22 protein-coding genes are annotated in these 18,088 nt (G+C 73.7%); 12 read left to right on the top strand and 10 right to left on the bottom strand.

The window, feature by feature from the left end:
* The first annotated feature begins 24 nt into the window (after positions 1 to 24).
* Positions 25 to 840 (top strand): MerR family transcriptional regulator, encoded by an 816-nt coding sequence (locus AC4H2H_RS01960; protein ID WP_494369138.1) that lies wholly within the window; start codon positions 25 to 27, stop codon positions 838 to 840.
* 16 nt (positions 841 to 856) lie between these two features.
* On the opposite strand, the gene AC4H2H_RS01965 is transcribed toward AC4H2H_RS01960, so the two are convergent.
* Positions 857 to 1,711: an SDR family oxidoreductase gene (locus tag AC4H2H_RS01965; protein WP_494369139.1), complete on the bottom strand. Its 855-nt coding sequence runs from the start codon at positions 1,709 to 1,711 to the stop codon at positions 857 to 859.
* A gap of 62 nt (positions 1,712 to 1,773) precedes the next feature.
* On the opposite strand from AC4H2H_RS01965, the gene AC4H2H_RS01970 reads away from it, so the two are divergent.
* The 3 genes from AC4H2H_RS01970 to AC4H2H_RS01980 all read left to right on the top strand — a co-directional run bounded on the left by AC4H2H_RS01970 (position 1,774) and on the right by AC4H2H_RS01980 (position 3,789).
* Positions 1,774 to 2,364: a helix-turn-helix domain-containing protein gene (locus tag AC4H2H_RS01970; RefSeq protein WP_494369140.1), complete on the top strand. Its 591-nt coding sequence runs from the start codon at positions 1,774 to 1,776 to the stop codon at positions 2,362 to 2,364.
* Between the two features lie 115 nt (positions 2,365 to 2,479).
* On the top strand, positions 2,480 to 3,055 hold the full coding sequence (locus AC4H2H_RS01975) for a DUF2238 domain-containing protein (RefSeq protein ID WP_494369141.1): 576 nt from the start codon (positions 2,480 to 2,482) through the stop codon (positions 3,053 to 3,055).
* Positions 3,052 to 3,789 carry a glycosyltransferase family 2 protein gene (locus tag AC4H2H_RS01980; protein WP_494369142.1) on the top strand — a complete coding sequence of 246 codons (738 nt, stop codon included), beginning with the start codon at positions 3,052 to 3,054 and terminating at the stop codon, positions 3,787 to 3,789. Before AC4H2H_RS01975 ends, AC4H2H_RS01980 begins: the two co-directional genes overlap by 4 nt.
* A gap of 15 nt (positions 3,790 to 3,804) precedes the next feature.
* On the opposite strand, the gene AC4H2H_RS01985 is transcribed toward AC4H2H_RS01980, so the two are convergent.
* Positions 3,805 to 4,617 carry an SDR family NAD(P)-dependent oxidoreductase gene (locus tag AC4H2H_RS01985; RefSeq protein WP_494369143.1) on the bottom strand — a complete coding sequence of 271 codons (813 nt, stop codon included), beginning with the start codon at positions 4,615 to 4,617 and terminating at the stop codon, positions 3,805 to 3,807.
* A 261-nt stretch (positions 4,618 to 4,878) separates the two neighbouring features.
* On the opposite strand from AC4H2H_RS01985, the gene AC4H2H_RS01990 reads away from it, so the two are divergent.
* Positions 4,879 to 6,072, top strand: coding sequence for an NAD(P)/FAD-dependent oxidoreductase (locus tag AC4H2H_RS01990; RefSeq protein ID WP_494369144.1), 1,194 nt, complete (start codon positions 4,879 to 4,881; stop codon positions 6,070 to 6,072).
* A gap of 3 nt (positions 6,073 to 6,075) precedes the next feature.
* Here AC4H2H_RS01990 and AC4H2H_RS01995 read toward each other — a convergent pair whose 3' ends face one another.
* Positions 6,076 to 6,312: a DUF4334 domain-containing protein gene (locus AC4H2H_RS01995; RefSeq protein WP_494369145.1), complete on the bottom strand. Its 237-nt coding sequence runs from the start codon at positions 6,310 to 6,312 to the stop codon at positions 6,076 to 6,078.
* Between AC4H2H_RS01995 and AC4H2H_RS02000 the strand changes: the two genes are divergently transcribed.
* Entirely contained in the window at positions 6,296 to 7,135 is an 840-nt protein-coding gene (locus tag AC4H2H_RS02000) for an alpha/beta fold hydrolase (protein WP_494369146.1), read from the top strand. The two genes, AC4H2H_RS01995 and AC4H2H_RS02000, sit on opposite strands and share 17 nt — an antisense overlap.
* 9 nt (positions 7,136 to 7,144) lie before the next feature.
* Here AC4H2H_RS02000 and AC4H2H_RS02005 read toward each other — a convergent pair whose 3' ends face one another.
* Positions 7,145 to 8,383 (bottom strand): AI-2E family transporter, encoded by a 1,239-nt coding sequence (locus tag AC4H2H_RS02005; protein WP_494369147.1) that lies wholly within the window; start codon positions 8,381 to 8,383, stop codon positions 7,145 to 7,147.
* A 99-nt stretch (positions 8,384 to 8,482) separates the two neighbouring features.
* Here AC4H2H_RS02005 and AC4H2H_RS02010 point away from each other — a divergent pair, with 99 nt between their 5' ends.
* From AC4H2H_RS02010 to AC4H2H_RS02025, 4 genes are all read left to right on the top strand, one after another.
* The gene (locus AC4H2H_RS02010; RefSeq protein WP_494369148.1) at positions 8,483 to 8,860 is read left to right on the top strand and encodes a VOC family protein; all 378 of its coding nucleotides are present in this window, start codon (positions 8,483 to 8,485) and stop codon (positions 8,858 to 8,860) included.
* A gap of 67 nt (positions 8,861 to 8,927) precedes the next feature.
* Positions 8,928 to 9,737 (top strand): alpha/beta fold hydrolase, encoded by an 810-nt coding sequence (locus AC4H2H_RS02015; protein WP_494369149.1) that lies wholly within the window; start codon positions 8,928 to 8,930, stop codon positions 9,735 to 9,737.
* Positions 9,730 to 10,212, top strand: coding sequence for a GbsR/MarR family transcriptional regulator (locus AC4H2H_RS02020; RefSeq protein ID WP_494369150.1), 483 nt, complete (start codon positions 9,730 to 9,732; stop codon positions 10,210 to 10,212). The genes AC4H2H_RS02015 and AC4H2H_RS02020 overlap by 8 nt, the downstream gene beginning before the upstream one ends.
* Positions 10,213 to 10,237: 25 nt before the next feature.
* Positions 10,238 to 10,603, top strand: a complete 366-nt coding sequence (locus AC4H2H_RS02025) for a nuclear transport factor 2 family protein (RefSeq protein ID WP_494369151.1) — start codon at positions 10,238 to 10,240, stop codon at positions 10,601 to 10,603.
* On the opposite strand, the gene AC4H2H_RS02030 is transcribed toward AC4H2H_RS02025, so the two are convergent.
* Positions 10,600 to 10,857 (bottom strand): hypothetical protein, encoded by a 258-nt coding sequence (locus AC4H2H_RS02030; protein WP_494369152.1) that lies wholly within the window; start codon positions 10,855 to 10,857, stop codon positions 10,600 to 10,602. The two genes, AC4H2H_RS02025 and AC4H2H_RS02030, sit on opposite strands and share 4 nt — an antisense overlap.
* On the opposite strand from AC4H2H_RS02030, the gene AC4H2H_RS02035 reads away from it, so the two are divergent.
* Entirely contained in the window at positions 10,856 to 11,554 is a 699-nt protein-coding gene (locus AC4H2H_RS02035; RefSeq protein ID WP_494369153.1) for a hypothetical protein, read from the top strand. The two genes, AC4H2H_RS02030 and AC4H2H_RS02035, sit on opposite strands and share 2 nt — an antisense overlap.
* Here AC4H2H_RS02035 and AC4H2H_RS02040 read toward each other — a convergent pair.
* Both AC4H2H_RS02040 and AC4H2H_RS02045 read right to left on the bottom strand, forming a co-directional pair.
* Positions 11,544 to 12,113 (bottom strand): dihydrofolate reductase family protein, encoded by a 570-nt coding sequence (locus AC4H2H_RS02040; RefSeq protein ID WP_494369154.1) that lies wholly within the window; start codon positions 12,111 to 12,113, stop codon positions 11,544 to 11,546. The genes AC4H2H_RS02035 and AC4H2H_RS02040 overlap by 11 nt on opposite strands.
* 29 nt (positions 12,114 to 12,142) lie before the next feature.
* On the bottom strand, positions 12,143 to 12,991 hold the full coding sequence (locus AC4H2H_RS02045; RefSeq protein WP_494369155.1) for a helix-turn-helix transcriptional regulator: 849 nt from the start codon (positions 12,989 to 12,991) through the stop codon (positions 12,143 to 12,145).
* A 101-nt stretch (positions 12,992 to 13,092) separates the two neighbouring features.
* On the opposite strand from AC4H2H_RS02045, the gene AC4H2H_RS02050 reads away from it, so the two are divergent.
* Positions 13,093 to 13,857: an SDR family oxidoreductase gene (locus AC4H2H_RS02050; RefSeq protein WP_494369156.1), complete on the top strand. Its 765-nt coding sequence runs from the start codon at positions 13,093 to 13,095 to the stop codon at positions 13,855 to 13,857.
* A gap of 67 nt (positions 13,858 to 13,924) precedes the next feature.
* Here the strand turns inward: AC4H2H_RS02050 and AC4H2H_RS02055 are convergent, their stop codons facing one another.
* The 3 genes from AC4H2H_RS02055 to AC4H2H_RS02065 form a co-directional block, all read right to left on the bottom strand.
* The gene (locus tag AC4H2H_RS02055) at positions 13,925 to 16,405 is read right to left on the bottom strand and encodes a DUF5005 domain-containing protein (protein ID WP_494369157.1); all 2,481 of its coding nucleotides are present in this window, start codon (positions 16,403 to 16,405) and stop codon (positions 13,925 to 13,927) included.
* Between the two features lie 311 nt (positions 16,406 to 16,716).
* Complete coding sequence (locus AC4H2H_RS02060) at positions 16,717 to 17,502, bottom strand: SCO1664 family protein (RefSeq protein ID WP_494369158.1); 786 nt, start codon at positions 17,500 to 17,502, stop codon at positions 16,717 to 16,719.
* Positions 17,499 to 18,047: a DUF3090 domain-containing protein gene (locus tag AC4H2H_RS02065; protein WP_494369159.1), complete on the bottom strand. Its 549-nt coding sequence runs from the start codon at positions 18,045 to 18,047 to the stop codon at positions 17,499 to 17,501. Before AC4H2H_RS02065 ends, AC4H2H_RS02060 begins: the two co-directional genes overlap by 4 nt.
* Between the last annotated feature and the right edge of the window lie 41 nt (positions 18,048 to 18,088).

Genomic DNA, 18,088 nt, shown 5'->3' on the forward strand with positions numbered 1-18,088 from the left:
CCGGCCCGGGCGACACTGGGACGCGTGACCACGTACCCCGCGCCCCCGCGCGTCGCCGACGCGCTCACCGTCGGCGACGCGGCCGCCGCCGTCGGCGTCACGGTCCGCGCGCTGCACCACTGGGACGCCGTCGGGTTGGTGCACCCGTCGGAGCGCACCGCCGCGGGCTACCGGCTCTACTCGGCGTCCGACGTCGCGCGGCTGCGGCGCGTGATCGCCTACCGCGACCTCGGGGTCGCGCTCGAGGACATCCCGGACCTGCTCGACGCGCCCGGGGAGGACGCTCTCGGCGCGCTGCGGCGCCAGCGCGAGCTCCTCGGCGAGAAGATCGCCCGCTTGGAGCGCACCGCGGCGGCACTCGACCGGCTGGTCGAGGCGCGCGAACGCGGCCTGCTGCTCACCGAGACGGAGCAGGTCGCGCTCCTCGGCGACGGGTGGAACCCCTCGTGGCCCACGCAGGCGCGCGAGCGGTGGGGCGACACCGCGCAGTGGGCGCAGTACGCGGAGCGTTCCGCCGAGCGCACGCCCGAGGACTGGCGGCGGGTCGTCGACGACGTCCACGCGCTCGAGGCCGACCTCACGGCCGCGTGCCGCGACGGCCTCGACCCGACCTCGCCCCGCGCAGCGGCGCTGGCCGAGCGGCACCGCGCCTCGCTCGGGGCCTACTTCGACTGCGACCACGAGCGGCACGTGTGCCTCGGCCGGCTGCTCGTCGAGGACGACGGCTTCCGCGCCCACTACGAGACGCTGGCGCCCGGGCTCGCGCGCTGGCTCCTCGCGGCGATCGAGGAGAACGCCCGCACCCACGGCGTCGACCCGGCGACCGCCACCTGGAGCTGACGGCGGTCCACGTCCGCTACGTCGCGCTCGACCGGGCCGCGCGCCACATCGTGACGAGGTCGCGCGCCGGGTAGCGCAGGTACGACCGCTGGGGCCGGGTGCCGCGCACGAGCGCGTCCGTCCCCCCGTCGCTGTACACGACCTGCCCGGTCGTCGAGCGGTTCTCCGCCGACACGAGGTGGGCGATCAGGTGCGCGACGGGCGTCACGGGCCCGGGCGCCCCGAGCGGCTGCGGGAGCGCCGTCTCGAGGAGCGCCCGGTCGCGCTCCCAGGTCCGCGCGACGGTCTCGGTCGCGATGATGCCGGGGGCGACGGCGTTGAGGACGACACCTTCTCCCGCCCACTCGGACCGTACCGAAACCGTGCGCACCCAGTGGTTCAGGGCGATCTTGCTCGACCGGTAGATCTGGCTGGCTCGCCAGGTGCGGGTCAGGTGCCGGGCGGCTGCGAGCGCCCGTGCCTCGTCGCCGCTCCGGCACGCACGGACCAGCGCGCCGCTGCCCCGGTTCAGGGTCGAGGACGACGAGACGACGAGCGCGGCCCCGGCGGGGGACGCGGCCAGCTCCGGCCGCAGGCCGTCGAGCACATCCACGGCGCCGAAGTAGTTGAGCGCGACCGTCACGGGCCGCGGGGCGCCCGACCCCGCGACGGCCACCACGGCGTCGAGCCGCCCTGCGGTGCGGTCCCGCACCTGCTCCACCAGCGAGCTCCGGCCGTCCGCAGTCGTGAGGTCCGCGCGGACGTCGACGTCGCCCCCGACGCCGCACGTGATCACCTCGCCGCGGCGTGCGAGGACACGCGCGACCTCCCGGCCCAGTCCGGAGTCCGCTCCGGTGACGACGTAGCGGCGTGGTTGCCTCGAGTGCTCCATCCCCACACCCTGCCATAAAGTACAGATCTGCATAATGCCTGTTCGCCGCGTATGCTTCTCGCATGTCGACGATGAACGGGCAGGAGGTGCGGCGGCGTCGCACGCGCGCGGCGATCCTCGCGAGCGCGACCCGGCTGTTCGAGGACCAGGGCTACGCGAGGACGACGGTCGCGCAGGTCGCACGAGCCGCGAACGTCTCGGACCGCACGTTCTACCTCCACTTCCCCACCAAGGAGGACCTCCTCTTCGACCACGTCGATGCGTTCGCCGAGCTGGCCTGGCGTGCGGTGGAGGCCTCGCCGTCCGCCGTCGCCGCCGACCGGGTCGACGCCGCGGTGGGCGCGCTCGTCGACGCCGCGACGTCGGACGCCGCACTCGTCGCCCAGGCGCGCGCCCGCGCGGTGCTGGGAAGCAGAGGCGGGCTGCCCTCGTCGCTCGCGACGCGCCTGGCCGCTCTCGCCGGCGGGATCATGGACCGCGTCAGCGCAGCGACCCGGACGCCGAGGACCGAGGTCGCGCCGATCGTCGGGGCAGCGGTCGGCGCGGTCGGGGCCGCCGGCCTCGTCCTGGCGCGCGAGACGGACGACCCCGACGCCCTCCGTCGGGGGATGCGCACCGCTCTCGACACCGCGCTCACCGGGTTCCGACGCTGATGCGCGCTCCGCCACAGGCGCGTGCGAGCGCCGGGGTGCAGTGTGACCCTGTGAGCCACCGTCGCCCCTACGAGGAGGACTCGATGCTCCGCCGCCCCGACGCCGCTCCACGCGCATGAGCAGGCAGTCCGTCGTGGGAGCGCTCGTACCCGGAGACGTGGTGCGTGCCGCCGCGGCCGTGAGCGTCGCCGTCGCCGCGGTGCGGCTGGAGATCGTCGCCGTCGCGTTGTTCCTGCTCGTCCTCGGCGGGGTCATGGTGCCGCGGGCGATCGGGGTCGCGGCGCCCCTCGACGTGGCGTACGGCAGCGCGCTCCTGGTCGCCGCGTGGGCGGCCCAGCTCGAGTGGTACCGCGCGGTGCCCTGGCTGGACCTGCCCGTGCACGCCGCCTGCACGGGACTGATCGCCGCCGTCGCCTTCGTCGCTCTGGCCCGGGTGCGCGCGGTGCCGGATCCGGGCCCGGCGGGTTCCGGCGGGTCTCCGCTGGGAGTCGTCGTCACGACGACGGGGCTCGGCGCGCTCGTCGCCGTCCTCTGGGAGGTGGGCGAGTGGGCCGGCCACACCTACCTCGACGACCGCATCGGCGTCGGGTACACCGACACGGTGGTCGACCTCGCGGCGGGAGTCGCCGGGTCCGCGGTCGCCGGTCTCGTCCTCGCCCGTGCGGCCGTCCGCCCGGGAGGCCGGCCGTGACGGGTGCCCGCGTCCCGAGCGTCTCCGTGGTCGTGCCCGTGCGGGACGACGCCGAGGCGCTGGAGCACTGCCTCGCCCTCCTGGCACGCCAGAGCATCGCCCCGCTCGAGGTCGTGGTGGTCGACAACGCCTCGAGCGATGCCTCGGCTCGCGTCGCGCGACGGTGGGGCGCCGTCGTCGTGCACGAGGAGCGCGTCGGCATCCCCGCGGCCGCCGCCACGGGATACGACGCGGCGCGGGGCGACGTCATCGCGCGGCTCGACGCCGACTCGCGGCCGGGGCCCGGATGGGTGCGGACGGTCGTCGAGCGGATGGCCGCCGACCCCACCGTCGACGCCATGACGGGGACCGGGCTGTTCCACGACCTCCCCCGCGGCGCGCGGACCGTGGCCTCGGTCGGCTACCTGGGCGCGTACTACGTGCTCGGGCACCTCGCGCTCGGCCACACCCCGCTGTGGGGGTCGTGCATGGCGCTGCGTCGCTCCGTGTGGGTCGAGGTGCGGGACCAGGCCGTGCGCGACGACGCCGAGGTGCACGACGACCTCGACCTCGCGTTCCGGCTCGGGCCCCGCCGTCGCACCGTGCTCGTCCGGTCGTGGCGCGTGGGCGTCTCCGCGCGCTCCCTGCGCGGACCGCGCCAGCGACGACGACGCATGGACCGCGCGTGGCGCACGCTGCACCTCAACTGGGCGGTCTCGCCACCGTGGGAGCGCTGGCGAGACCGGTGGGTGTGACGCGGCCCGGCGGTCTCAGTCCACGAGCGCGCCGGCGGTGAGGTTGACGACCGTCCCGGTCATGGCCCGCGCCCGGTCCGAGGCGAGGAAGGCCGCCGTCTCGGCGACCTCGTCGAGCGTGGGCAGCCGCTTGAGGAGCGTCATCTGGGCCATGCCGCCGTCGTCGAGGAGCTCCTGCACGGTCTTGCCCGCTGCGGCAGCGGCGGGCTCGAAGAGCTCGCGGGTGTAGGAGCCCGCTGCGGGCGCGTCGACGACGGCGTGGGGCCGGATGTCGACGACGCGCACGTTCCGGGGTGCCAGCTCCGCGGCCAGCAGGCGCGCGAACGCCTCCTTGCCCGCGGCGCTCACGCCGTGCCCCAGCAGGCCGGGCATGGCCAGCCTCGCGCCCGGCTCGGACAGGACGAGCACGACGCCCCCGCGCTCACCTCCCATGTGCCGGGCGACGGCTCGGCTCGTGAGGAACAACGACCGCAGGAAGCCGTCGACGGGCCGCAGGAACTCCTCCGGTGACAGGTCCGCCAGCACGGTGCCCTGGTCGTGCATGACGCTCACGGCGTTGAGCGCGACGTCGATCCCTCCGGCCTCCGCCGCAACCCGCGCGGCGTGGGCGTCGACGGCACGCTCGTCGAAGACGTCGACCTGCGCGGTCTCGACCGTGCCGCCCGCGGCGGTGATGTCCCGTGCGACGGCGTCGAGCCGCGCGTGCGTCCGCCCGGCGAGGAAGACGCGTGCGCCCTCGCGAGCGAACACGCGGGCGACGGCACCGCCGATCGCCCCTCCGCCGCCGTAGATCACGGCGCTCTTGTCCTTCAGCAGCTGGCTGTCCATGTGCTTCCTCCCGGGGATCGGTCCTTCTTCGAGACGTTCGTCATCGCCTCAGGCGCGCGTCGGGGCGTCCTCGTCGACGGGCGTGGCCGGGACGGGTGGTTCGAGTGGTCGTCGGGGAACCTCCTGGGCGACAACGTGCAACTTCATAGTTGCATCATCAGACACCAAGAAGCAACCTTTGGGTTGCATGTGCCGTCAGACGGCGTGCGGATGCGTCGCGCCGTAGCGTGGAGCGATCCATCCCGGCAGAACGGATCGGTCATGAGTCCACCCGCGAACCACGACGTGCTCGTCCTCGGCGGCGGCAACGCCGGCCTGTCCCTCGCGGGACGGTTGCGTCGCGACGGCTGCCGCGACGTCGCCGTCGTCGAACCCGAGCCGGTGCACCGGTACCGCCCGCTGCTCTCGTACGTCGCCTCGGGCACGGCGACGCTCGACGACCTCACGAAGCCGCAGGACGACGTCGTGCCCGACGGCGTCCACCGCTATCCCGAGCGCGTCGTCGCCGTCGACCCGGAGCGCTCCGTCGTCCGCCTGGGCGACGGCCGCGAGCTCGGGTACGGGGACCTGGCGGTGTGCCCGGGGTCGCAGGTCGACTGGGACGCCGTGCCCGGCGCCGAGCAAGCCGTCCGCACCCCGATCGCCTCGACGAGCTACCTGCCCGAGCACGCGGCCAAGACCTGGGCCCTGCTGTCGTCGCTCGTCTCGGGCACCGTGGTGTTCGCGGTCTCCGCCCGGCACGTGCCGTGCTTCCCCGTGGGGCTCAAGCCGCTGTTCGTGGCCGCCGACCACTGGCGACGCAGCGGGGTGCTGGACGACATCCGGATCGAGCTCGCGATCGAGTCGCCGCGGCTCGTGGACGACCCGCGCGCCGAGCCCGCGCTGCGCGCCGCCGCCGAGCGCTACGGCGTGCGGGTGCGCGCGAGCACGACGCTCGAGTCCGTCGACGCGGCGCAGCGCACGGTCAGGCTCCGCGGCCCGCACGGCACCGACACCGTCGCCTACGACGCCCTGTACCTCGCGCCGCCGCACCGAGCGCCGACGTGGATCGCCGAGAGCGGCCTCGCGACGCCCGAGAGCGACGGGTTCGTCGCGGTCGACCCCCGCACGCTCCAGCACGTCGCCCATCCCCGGGTCTGGGGCCTGGGCGACGCAGCCGCCGTCGACGCCATGCCGTCGGGCGGCGCGCTGCGCCGACAGGTGCCCGTCGTGGCACGCAACATCCAGGCCCGGCGCCGACGCACGGCGATGCGGCACTACGACGGCTACTCCGTCGCGCCCGTCACGACGTCGGCCAGCAGGCTGCTCCTCGCGGAGTTCGACCGGGACCGCCGGCCCGACCCGGGCTTCCGGTTCGTCGACCTCGCCCGGCCGCGCCGGAGCCTGCTGCTGTTCGACCGGTACCTGCAGCCGACGATCTACTGGCGCCGGCTCCTGCAGGGCAAGGTCTCCTGACCCTCATCCCCCACCGGACCGCCGCAGCACGAAGCGGAACGGGCGGTCCATCCCCCGGGCGTCCATCAGCCCGACCAGGGTGTCGTCGTCGACGGCCGTCGTCGAACAGGAGCGGGTGCGCGTCGCGGCCGGGACCGAACCGCTTGCCGGACCAGCCCAGCGCCTCGAGCACGCCGCGTCGCGGCCGATTGCCGGTGCCCCGCTGACGCCGCACGCTGGGACGATGACCGCGCCCCGCATGACCAGCCTGCGACGGAACCAGCTCACGTTCGACCTGCACGACGACGGCCCGACCGACGGCGAGTCCGTCGTCCTGCTGCACGGCTTCCCCGAGGACTCGTCGAGCTGGTCCCGGGTCGCGCGGCGTCTGCACGAGGCGGGGCTGCGCACCGTCGCGCTCGACCAGCGGGGCTACTCCCCCGCCGCGCGCCCGCTCGGGCGCGCGGCGTACCGGCTCGACTTCCTCGTCGGGGACGTGCTCGCGCTGCTGCGAGAGACCGGGCCGGCGCACGTCGTCGGGCACGACTGGGGCGGGAACGTCGCCTGGGCGACGGCGGCGTGGGCGCCGGAGCACGTGCGCAGCCTCACCGTGCTCTCGACCCCGCACCCCCGCGCCCTGGCGCGCTCGCTCGTGCGATCGGACCAGGCGCTGCGGTCGTCGTACGTCGGCCTCTTCCAGGTTCCGCGGCTGCCGGAGAGGCTGCTGGCCCGGTCCATGCCGGCGATGCTCGAGCGGTCGGGGATGCCGTCCGAGGACGCCGCGCGCTGCACGGCCCGCATGCGCGAACCGAACGCACTGCGCGCCGCGCTCAACTGGTACCGCGCCCTGCCGCTCGCGCGCCGGTCCGTGGGCGCCGTCGAAGTCCCGACGACGTACGTGTGGGGCGCGCACGACGCGGCCCTGGGGCGGTGGGCCGCCGAGGACACCGAGGGCCACGTCGAGGCGCCCTACCGCTTCGTCGAGCTCGACCGCGGGCACTGGCTCCCGGAGACCGCGCCGGACGACGTGGCCGCGGCGGTCATCGACCGTGTCGCGTCCGTGGCGCGTGACGAGACCGCCTGAGCCCGCCAGCTACCGGTCCGCGACTGCCCTCTGCGGAGGCTCCACGGTCTCGTGCCGCTTCTGCCGGGCGAACCGCGCGGGCAGGTCCGGGCCGTCCCACACCTGGATCGCTCGCCAGATCGACGCCGCGATCGGGACGGCCAGGACGGCGCCGGTCAGCCCGGCGAGCACGGTACCAGCGGTCAGCGCGACGAGGATCACGAGGGGGTGCAGCCGCAGCGTCCGTCCCATGACGACCGGCTGCAGCAGGTCGCCCTCGAGCTGGTTCACCGCGATGACGATCCCCACCACGATGAGCGCCTCGACCGGCCCGACGGCGACGAGGGCGACCAGCGCGCACAGGACGCCCGCGAGCGTCGCCCCGACCAGCGGGATGAAGGCGAGCAGGAACACGAGCACCGCGAGCGGGAGCACCAGCGGCACGCCGATGATCGCGAGGCCGATGCCGATGGCGATCGCGTCGACCGCCGCGATGATCGCCGTGCCGCGCACGTAGCCGCCGAGCGTGCGGACGGTCGCCTCACCGATCCGCTGACCGCGCTCGTACCGCCTGCCCTCGAACGGGCGCAGCAGGAACTCCCAGATCGCCGGTCCGTCCTTGAGGAAGAAGAACAGCACGACGATCATGACGAAGAAGCCGGCGACGAAGTCGACGGTCTGGGAGGCGCCGGCCAGCGCGCCCGCGCCCACGGCGTCGGACTGCAGGAGGCCGACGACCGAGTCGCGGACCGACTGGAGCTGCTCGTCGGTGACCTGGAACGGCAGGTTCTGGACTAACGTCTGCAGCTCGTCGAACCCGTCGATGGCCTGGTCGCGCAGCTGGGGCCACTGGTTCACGACGGCGGCGACGACCAGCCACACGACGGCCGCCAGCACGGCGACCAGCGTGAGCAGCGCGATCACCGTCGCGAGGAACGACGGCACGCCCTTGCGGCGAAGGAGGCTCACGAGCGGCGAGATCGCCGCGGCGAGCACGAGCGCGATGAGCACGGGGATGACGATGAGCGTCAGCCGCGTCACCGCGAAGACGGCGACCGCCACGAGCGCGACGATCGCGAGCACCTGCAGCGAGCGGGTACCTGCCCGACCGACGCCGTCGGACCACAGCGCGGAAGCTCCCTTGTGCGGCAGCGCGTCGTCGGGCACCGGCCCGGCCTGGGTCGTCTCGACCGCCTGCGCGCCGGCGGGTTCCGACTCCTCGGCGCGCTGCGGCGCGCGCCCCCTCGACCGGTTCCTGCCCAGAGCCATCGCCACTCCCTCTCGCCGCACGTGTGACGGCCAGGGTGACACGATCACGACTCACCCGCCGGGTGCCGCCGGACCGCGCCGCTCCGTAGAGTGCGTCCCATGGCATCCCGCATCAGCGAGCTGGTCCTCGACTGCGCCGACCCGGAGCTGCTCGCGCGGTTCTGGAGCGACGTGCTCGGCTACGTCGAGCTCGGACGGGAGGACGGCGCCATCGAGATCGGCCCGGCCGACGTCGGGTTCGGCGGCCTGCAGCCCACGATCGTCCTGAGCCCGAGCAGCGACCCGCGGCGCGGGAAGCTGCCCCTGCACATCGACGTCAACCCGACCGACCGCGACCAGGACGCCGAGCTCGAGCGCCTCCTGGCCCTCGGCGCCCGGCCCACCGACGTCGGGCAGACCGGCGAGGAGCCCTGGCACGTCCTCGCCGACCCCGAGGGGAACGAGTTCTGTCTCCTGCGCCGGCGCCTCGACCCCTGACCCGCACGAACGAACGACAACCGTGTGCGGCAGCCAGCCCGGCCGAGCATCCGGCTATATTCAGTAGATGCCAAATCTAGATGCAGATCTGCCGATCGACGGGTGCACGCTGCACGTCGAGGACGGCGGGGGCACCGGTGCCCCCGTCGTCCTGCTGCACGGCGCCGGGACCGACCGCACCACCTTCGCCGGCCAGGCCGCCACGCTCGCATCCGCCGGGTACCGGCCCGTGCTCCTCGACCTCCGCGGCCACGGGGCCTCGCGGCCGAGCGACGCGCCGCTCACTGCGGACCGGCTCGTCGCGGACGTCGAGGCGCTCGTCGACCACCTCGGCCTCGTCCTGCCTGTGCTCGTGGGTCATTCGCTCGGCGGCAACCTCGCCCAGCGCCTGGTGCGCCGCTCACCAGACCGGTACACGGCGCTCGCCGTCCTGGACGCCACGTGGAGCGCGGGGCCGCTCACACGCGGCGAGCGCCTCGCGCTGCGCTCGGCGGCGCCGTTCCTGCGGCTGGTGCCGGCCCGCTCGCTCCCCCGCCTCATGGCGGACGCCTCGGCCGTCACCCCCACCGCCCGCGCGGCGCTGCGGGCGCTCTTCGCGGTCCAGTCCCCGGCCGAGTTCCTCGCGGCGTGGCGGGCGACGACGCAGCTCGTCGCGCCTGATCCGGGCTACCGCACGCCCGTCCCGCTCCTGCTGCTGCGCGGGGCGGCGGACCGCACCGGGAACATCGCGACCGCGATGCCCCGCTGGGCCGCCGCGGAGGGCGTCCAGGAGGTCGTGGTACCTGACGCCGGCCACGTCGTCATGCTCGACGCGCCGGACGCGGTCGACACCGCGCTGCTCGCGTTCCTCGCGACGGCGGTGGCTCACCGTGGATGACCGGCGCGAGCGCTTCGCGGACGGGCTCGCAGACCTCCTCGCCGCGTGGAACCTGCCGCGCGCGACAGGCCGGGTCTACGCGGCCCTCCTGCTCAGCGACGCGCCCGTCACGCTCGACGCGCTGCAGGACGAGACGGGGCTCAGCAAGGGCCAGACGAGCACGTCCGTCCGCGAGCTCGCGAGCTGGGGGCTGGCCCGGACCACGACGCGCCACGGCGGACGACGGCTCTACGTCGAGGCCGAGGCCGGGCTCGACACCCTGCTCGACGCGTCGCACCGCCGAGCACGCCTCTTCATCGCGGCACTGCGGGGCGGCGAGGAGCTCGTCCCGGCCGACTCCGCGGCGCGGGACCGGCTCCAGGACGTCGCGGCGCTCTTCGACGGTTACGTCGCGGCGGGCGAGCAGATCCTCGCGCGCCGCCGGGACGTCGGCGTCCCGCGCGCCACGCCCCCGCCCAGCCACCCGGAGGCGTGAACCTGTCGGTGCGTAGACTCGCGCGATGACTCTTCTTGCTGCAGAGCACGCGCTCCAGGCCGCCCAGCGTGCCGGCGACGTCGACGCCCTGGACGCGCTGCTGCATCCTCGGTGCGTCGGCGCCGGGCCCGACGGGTCGGTCTTCTCCAAGGAGGACGACCTGCAGGGCTACCGCTCGGGCTTCCTGCAGATCACCCGCCTGGAGGAGGAGTCGCTCGACGTCCAGGATGACGGAGCGAGCGGCGTGACCAGGCTGGTCGCCGCCGTGGAGGCGATCCAGGGCGGCACCGCAGTCTCGGCGCGGTTGGTCTACACGCGCCTCTGGCTGCGTGCGGACGAGGGATGGCAGGTTCTGGCTGCCACGCTCGCGCCGGCCGCTGAGCGCGCCTAGTCGTCGCCGTCGAAGAGCCCGCCGTCGAGCAGCCAGTGGTAGCGCAGGCGCAGCGCGCGCTCGGTGCTGGCGATCAGGGTGGCGACGACGAGCGCGACTCGCCGGGCTGAGGCGCCGCGCCGCGCGCTCTCGCTTCCCGTTCGACGCCATCGCCGGCGCCGTACCGAGCCGCGGCAGGATGCGCCGTTCGTCCCTTCTTGCGCCGCCCCGTTCGGCTTGCCGAAACCCCAGGCTGGGGCGAGTGTGAGGCGCATGGCGGGCGATCACCTGGGACAACCCGAACAGCAACCTCCCGAGAGGACGGCGACGGGGACGGGGACGGGCGCAGCGTTGCGCCGCGCGTGGGGAGAGTTCGTCGGCCCGGAGGCCACTCCGACGAACAACGTGCTGACGGCGGCGACCACGGCGGTGGGTGCGGTGGCCGCGGCGGTGGTTGCCGGGAAACGCGGCGGGACTTCCGCGCGCGCGGGCGTGGCGTGCCTGCTGGCCGTCGACCTCTCCGGCGGCGTCTACGTCAACAACACGCGGGCGTGCGCCCGCTGGTACGAGCGCCCTGGGCAGGGGTTCGGCGCGCACGTCGCGTTCGCCGCGCTGCACGTGCACCCGGCGGCGGTCGCGTGGCTGGACGCGGGATCGGCACGACGCCGCGTCCACCCTGCCGGCTGGGCCGCGCTGCACTACGCCTACCTGATGGCCTCGACCGTCGTCATCCGCCGCTACCCCGCCCGACGGCGTGCCCTGGGCGTGGCCCTCACCGTCGGGGGGCTCGCGCTGGACGGCGCGCTCGGCCCGTCGCGGCTCGCGCCGTGGTTCGCCTGGACCTACTACCCCAAGCTGCTGCTGGGGCACGCCTCGGCGGCCCTGTGGTCGGACGACGACCTGACCGCCGACGAACCGCCGCGGTCCGTGTCATCGTCCGCACCGAGTGCGGGAGCCCGCGTCACGCCGTAGTCCCCGCGGGCCGGTATCGCTGCGCGACCGCCCCCGACTCGAAGTCGTGGCGGTCCACGAGCTCGAGCTGGACGCGCTCGCGCAGACCGGAAAGCAACGTCGGCCCGTACCCGGCGAGGACCGGCTGCACGAGGAACTCGTACTCGTCGATCAGGCCCAGGTCTGCCAACGCCACCGGGAGCTTCACGCCGCCCACCCACAGACCCTCGCCCGACTCCTGCTTGAGCCGCTGAACCGCCGGCCCCAGCTCGCCTCGTACCAGCTCGGCGTTCCAGTCGACCGCGCTCAGCGAGCTCGACACGACGTACTTCTTCGTCCCGTCGATGGCCTCGGCGAAGGGGATCTGCCACTCCTGCATCCAGTCGGGCCACGTGCCCGTGGCGGGCTTGCGCCACGCCGACTCCATCATCAAGTAGGTCACCCGGCCGAAGATCAGGGCATCGGCGCGCTCCATCTCGGCGGTCCAGTAGCGCATCGACTCCCCGTCCGGTGGAAGCCCGGCCTCGTGGTGGCAGCAGCCGTCGAGCGTGACGTTGATCGAGTAGCGAAGTGGTCTCATCCCGTCGGTCTCCCTTGATGTGCGTGCCCTCACCTGGATCCCACGAGGCCCTGCGTCCCGACGACGGCGAGCAGGCGGATCTTCTCCTCGGCCTCGCTCCCGGGAGCGGCCGTCAGCACGAGCAGCGCCTGGAGCTGGTCCTCGGTGACCAGCGCCTGGCAGTCGACCTCGATCTCCCCCACGACCGGGTGGACGAGCCTCTTGTGGTCTGCGAACCTCCGCGCCACCTCCTGGCGGTCCCACAGCCCTGCGAACTCCGGGCTCGTGCGCTGCAGCACCCGCACGAGCTCCCCGGCGCGCGAATCCTGGCCGAGCACCGCGACGGCGGAGCGCAGGCCCGCGACGAGCGCGCGGCCCTGCCGGTCGCGGTCGTCCTCCGGGTAGATCGCGCGAGCCGTCTCCGGATGGGCGAACCACCGGTAGATCTCGCTGCGGTCCCAGCCGGGGTGCGCGGTGGTGTCGCCGTAGAGGGCTCGGGCGAGCTCGTTCTGCGCGAGCGTCTCGCCGAGCGGGTCGATGATCAGCGCCGGGGTGTCGGCGAGACGGTCGAGAACCCGCTGGAGCGCGGGCGCGACGTGGCCGGGGTCCGTCGCCCGATCGGGGACGCCGTGCCCGGCGACGCGGTAGAGGTAGTCGCGCTCGTCGTCGGACAGGCGCAGCGCCCGCGCGATCGACGCGAGGATCTGCGTGCTCGGCTGCGGGCCGCGCTGCTGCTCCAGACGCGTGTAGTAGTCCGTGGACATGAGCGCGAGCTGCGCCACCTCCTCGCGGCGCAGCCCCGGTGCCCGACGGCGCAGCCCGGCCGGCAGCCCGACGTCGACCGGCTGCAGCGCCTCCCGGCGACGGCGGAGGAAGTCTGCGAGTGCGGCGCGGTCCATGCGTCCCATCGTCCGGGGTCGGCGCGGCGCGTGCTAGGGATCGCCAGTCCCCCGTTCACCGGACTCTGCCACGGCCCGCGCCGGGTGCCCAGGATCGAGGCATGGACATCACGAACAGCACCGTCTTCATCCCCGGCGCGACGAGCGGCATCGGGCTGGCGCTCGCGGTCGCGCTCCACGAGCAGGGCAGCACCGTCGTCGTCGGCGGGCGCCGCACCGAGCTGCTGGAGCAGATCGCCGCCGAGCACCCCGGCCTCGACACCGTGCGCATCGACACGACCGACCCCGAGAGCATCGCCTCGGCCGCCAAGGAGGTGCTCGACCGCCACCCCGACCTGGACACCCTCGTCACGATGGCCGGCATCATGCGCGTCGAGGACTGGCACCACCCCGAGGGGTTCCTCGACTCCGCCGAGGAGATCCTCACGACCAACGTGCTCGGCCCGATCCGTCTCATCGGCGCGTTCGTCGAGCACCTGCAGACCCGCCCGCACGCGACCATCGTCACCGTGTCGTCAGGCCTCGCGTTCGCGCCGCTCACGGCCACGCCGACCTACGACGCGTCCAAGGCCGCCATCCACATGCTCAGCGAGGCGCTGCGGCTCCAGCTCGCCGACACGAGCGTCGACGTCGTCGAGCTCGTCCCGCCGTCCGTCGCCACCGAGATCGTGCCCGGCCAGCGGGAGAGCGCCACCGCCATGCCGCTCGACGAGTACGTCACCGAGGTCGTCGAGCTCGTCCGCACCCAGCCCGACGCCCACGAGATCCTCGTCGAGCGCGTGAAGTTCCTCCGGTTCGGCGAGGTGCGCGGCGACTACGACGAGGTCGTGCGCGTGCTCAACGCATCGGACCCGCACGGCAGCTGAACCTCCGCCCGCCGGTGGCGGTCGGGTCCGAAGAACCCGGCCGCCACCGGCCGACGACGCGGGAGGTTCAGCCGCAGGTGATCGCGTCGAACGACGTCGAGTACTCCTTCGAGGCCGTCGCCCCGTCACGGTCGTGGCTCGCCGTGACCGTGACCGACCCGGCCTCGAGCTCGCCCGTGCGGGTGGTGAACGACTGGTAGGCGTTCTTCCCGGGAGCGACGTCGGCGAACGTCCTCTCGCCGAACGGCGTCGTGACGTCCACGTCCACCGCCGCGTCCTCGTCGTTGGTCGCCCGGACCGCGACGAAGGCCGTGCCGCCGAGGCACCGGGCATCCGCCGTGACGTCCACGACCGGTCCTGTGGGCTGCCCGCAGTCGACGTCGAGCGGGAGGCTGAGGTAGCGCGACCGGTTGCGGTCGATGTCGGACAGCAGGTCGCTCAGCTCGGTGCTGTTGGTGTTGTACGAGATCACGAGCTCGCCCTCGTCGCTGATCGCGGGGTGCGCGGCCACGTTGTACGTGTACGAGTCGCCCGCCAAGCCCTCGGTCTCCTCGTAGTCCGGCTGGCCCTCGGGGGTGTCGTAGACCTGCACGCGCTCGGTACCGCCGAAGCCCCACGGGGTGTCGGAGACGTGGGCGTAGATCCCCGAGCCGAGCCACGCGTCGGTCGTGACGAGCACGAACTTCCCCGCGACCTCGCTCACGCCGAACGTCGAGCCGACGTTCCCGAGGACGGCCACGGCGTCGGACTGCTCGGCCGACCAGGCATCACCGGTCCAGAACTCCCACGCGCCGTCGAGCTCCCCCGACTGCGCGCGAGCGAGGAACATCGCCTTCTCGCCGCCCACCGAACCGGTGCCGTAGATGTAGATCTGGTCGTCGATCCGGACCAGCTCGGTGCCCCAGCCGATGCCCTCGCCGTAGTACGTCGGCTGCACGTCCTCGAGCTCGAGGTCGGGCAGCGAGAACGTCGCGAGGTCCATGCCGATGCCCTCGAAGCCCCAGTGCCCCGGCCCGGTGTACCGCTGGAGGGCCTCGAAGACGTAGACCTTGCCGTCGTCGACGATGCCGTCGGCGTTCCAGTACCAGGGCTCGTCGTAGCCCTCGGGCCCGACGAGCGGCAGGCGGTGCTCCGCCGTCCCGTTGGTGACGAAGTCCCGCGGCGCGCCGTCCGGACCGCTGAGGACGAGCGTGTTGTGCACCGGGTCCTGCCTCGGGATGCTGCGGTCCTCGCCGATCGGCCCGACGAACGTGTCGTTGAGGAACCACGCCACGTCGCCGTCCGGCAGCGGCACGGAGAACATGCCGTCGCCCCCGGTCCAGTCACCCTCGCCGGCCGCATCGCCCCAGGCGAACCACGCGTCCTGGACGTCGGCGACCGTCGTCGCCGGCCCGTCGATCGCGACGGTGCACTCCTGCGGCGGCTCGCCGCAACCGGCGGGGAGCGGCTCGAAGCCCAGCGTGAGGAACCGGGCCCGGTTGAAGCTCACGTCGGACGTGAGCTCGCCGAAGTTCGAGTTGTTCGTGTTGTACGAGAGCACGAGCTCGTCGTCGCCGCTGATCGACGGGTGCACCGCGACGTTGTACGTGTACACGTCGCCCTCGAGGTCGGCGTCGTAGCCGGGCTGGCCCTCGGGCGTGTCGTAGACCTGCTGGCGCTCGGTCTCGGCGAAGCCCCACGGCGTCGCCGAGACGTGGGCGTGGATCCCCGAGCCGAGGTAGCTGTCGGTGGTCAGCAGCACGTACTGCCCCTGGACCTCGGCCACGCCGAACGACGACCCGACGTTGTTCGCGACGATCGCCGAGTCGGCCTCCTCGGCCGACCAGCCGCTGCCGTCCCAGAACTCCCAGGCACCCGTCAGCTCGCCGGTGCGTGCGCGAGCGACGTGCACCTCCTTCTCGGGGTGCGCCTGGGAGCCCATGCCGTAGACGTAGACGTAGTCGTCGACGGGCACCAGCTCGACGCCCCACGTGATGCCGGCGCCGTCGTAGGTCGGCACGATCTCCTCGACCTGGTAGTCGTCCAACGAGAGGACGGCGATGTCGGTCCCGATCCAGTCGAAGCCCCAGTGGCCCTCCCCCGCGACGTCCTGCTGCGCCTCGAAGACGTACAGCCTGCCGTCGTCGACGATGCCGTCCGTGTTCCAGTACCAGGGGTCGTCGAAGCCGTCGGGACCGACGAGCGTCGTCGGTGCCTCGGGCGTCCCTCCGGTGACGGTGTCGACCGGCTTACCGTCAGGGCCGGCGGTAACGATCGAGTTGTGCACCATCGTGCCGGGCACGCTGCGGTCGGGCGCGGTGGGGCCGAGGAACGTGTCGTTGTAGAGCCACGCGACGCCCCCGTCCGGGAGCGGGACCGAGTACGTCCCGTCCGCGCCCGCCCACTCGCCCTGGCCCGCGGCGTCCCCGAAGTCCCACCACGCGTCCTGCAGGTCCGTCGCCGGTGTCGCATCACCGGCGATGACCGCCGTGCAGTCCACCGCGGCCGACGCCGCCCCCTCGGGCTCGTCCGCGGCGACCGCCGGTGCCACCAGCGCCCCCGCGACCACCAGAACCGCCGAACCTGACCACGCGCCGATCCGTCTGCTTCGTCGTACGTCTCGCATACCGTGCTCTACCTCTCCGTCGAGTGTCGTGAGCGGGCGGTGTCACCGGTCGACGTGCCACCTCGATGTCGACCGCACGCGTCGTCCCCTCGGCGGGACGCCGGCACGGAGACGTTGCCCGGCCGTCGTCGCCACGCTGACGCTCCAGCGCGTCGCTCCGGCAACCATCGGCCCGTTCCCCTGCGAGCATCGTGGGGTGTGACATCGCTGTCAAGACCCCGGGCGCGGTCAGCGTGTGCCGGCCCGTGGCCCGGTCAGAACAGCGGCCACGGGACGGCGGGCATGTCGCCCTCCGGCGCGGGGAACCGCGAGGCGTGCAGCAGTCGGTCGCAGCGCTCGGCGAGGGCGGTCACCTCGTCGGGCGCGAGGAGCTCGGCCAGACGGCGGCCGAGATCGCCGTCGTGGTCGCTGCCCAGGGCGGCCCGCACGCGCTCGACGCCGGCCAGCTCGTCGTCGTCGAGGCTCTCGCCGAGCCAGCCCCAGAGGACCGTCCGCAGCTTGGGCTCGACGTGGAAGGTGACGCCGTGGTCGACGCCGAGGCGCCGCCCGTCGGGCAGCGGCAGCACGTGCCCGCCCTTGCGGTCGGCGTTGTTCACGACCGCGTCGAACACCGCCATGCGCCGCAGCGCCGGGGAGTCCTCGTGGATCACGCTCACCGGACGGTCATCCTCGTCGACGCCCTCCAGCACCGTCCGCACACCGTCGGTGGGCACTTCGTCCGTCGGCACGACGTCGACCGGCGACTGCACCTCGTCCACCTGCTGCCAGAGCTGCACCATGCCGGGACCCAGCGGTCCGTCGCGCAGCCACGTGCGCGGCACGATCCCCCAGCCGAGCGACTCCGAGACGAGGTACGCGGCCACCTCCCGGCCCGCCAGCGTGCCCTCCGGGAAGTCCCACAGCGGCTTCTCGCCGGCCACCGGCTTGTACACGACCTCGACGCCCCCGATCCGCGCGAGGAACGTCGCGTTGGACGCGACGCGGATGCGTCCGACGACGTCGAGCGGCGCCGCGTCGAGGTCGCCGTCCGGCGTCGTCACGCCTCGTCGGGCAACGCGCACTCGTGCCCGTCGGGGTCCATCGGTGCACCGCAGTGCGGGCAGGCGGGGCGGCCCGCGAGCACGACGGCGCGCGTGCGCTGCGCGAACGCGCGGGCCGTGCCGACGGGCATCCGGACCACGAGCGCCTCCGCGGGCTCCGGCTCGTCCGCCTCAGGGTCCAGCTCGTCGTCGTCCACGAACGGGAACGCCTCGACGATCACCTGCGCCGTGCGGGGATCCCAGGCGAGCCGCATCGACCCCGTCCGGAACTCCTCCTCGACCGGAAGGTCCAGCGGGTCGTCGTCGATCAGCTCGGCGGGCACCTCGGCGGGGACGCTGTACCGGTTGTCGGGCGCCTCCATCAGCTCGTCGAGCAGGCGCTGGACGGTCTCGGCGAGGACGGCGGACTGCTCCTTCTCGAGGGCGACGCTCGTCGTCCGGTTGCCGGAGCGAGCCTGCAGGTAGAACGTGCGGGAACCGGGCATCCCGACGGTCCCGACGACGACGCGGTCGGGCCAGTCGTACTCATGGACGAGAGTGGGCATGCCCTCACTCTACGAGCGGTCGCGACGTGGTTGACGGACAG

It is taken from the genome of Cellulosimicrobium sp. BMG9.22 (assembly GCF_059159975.1).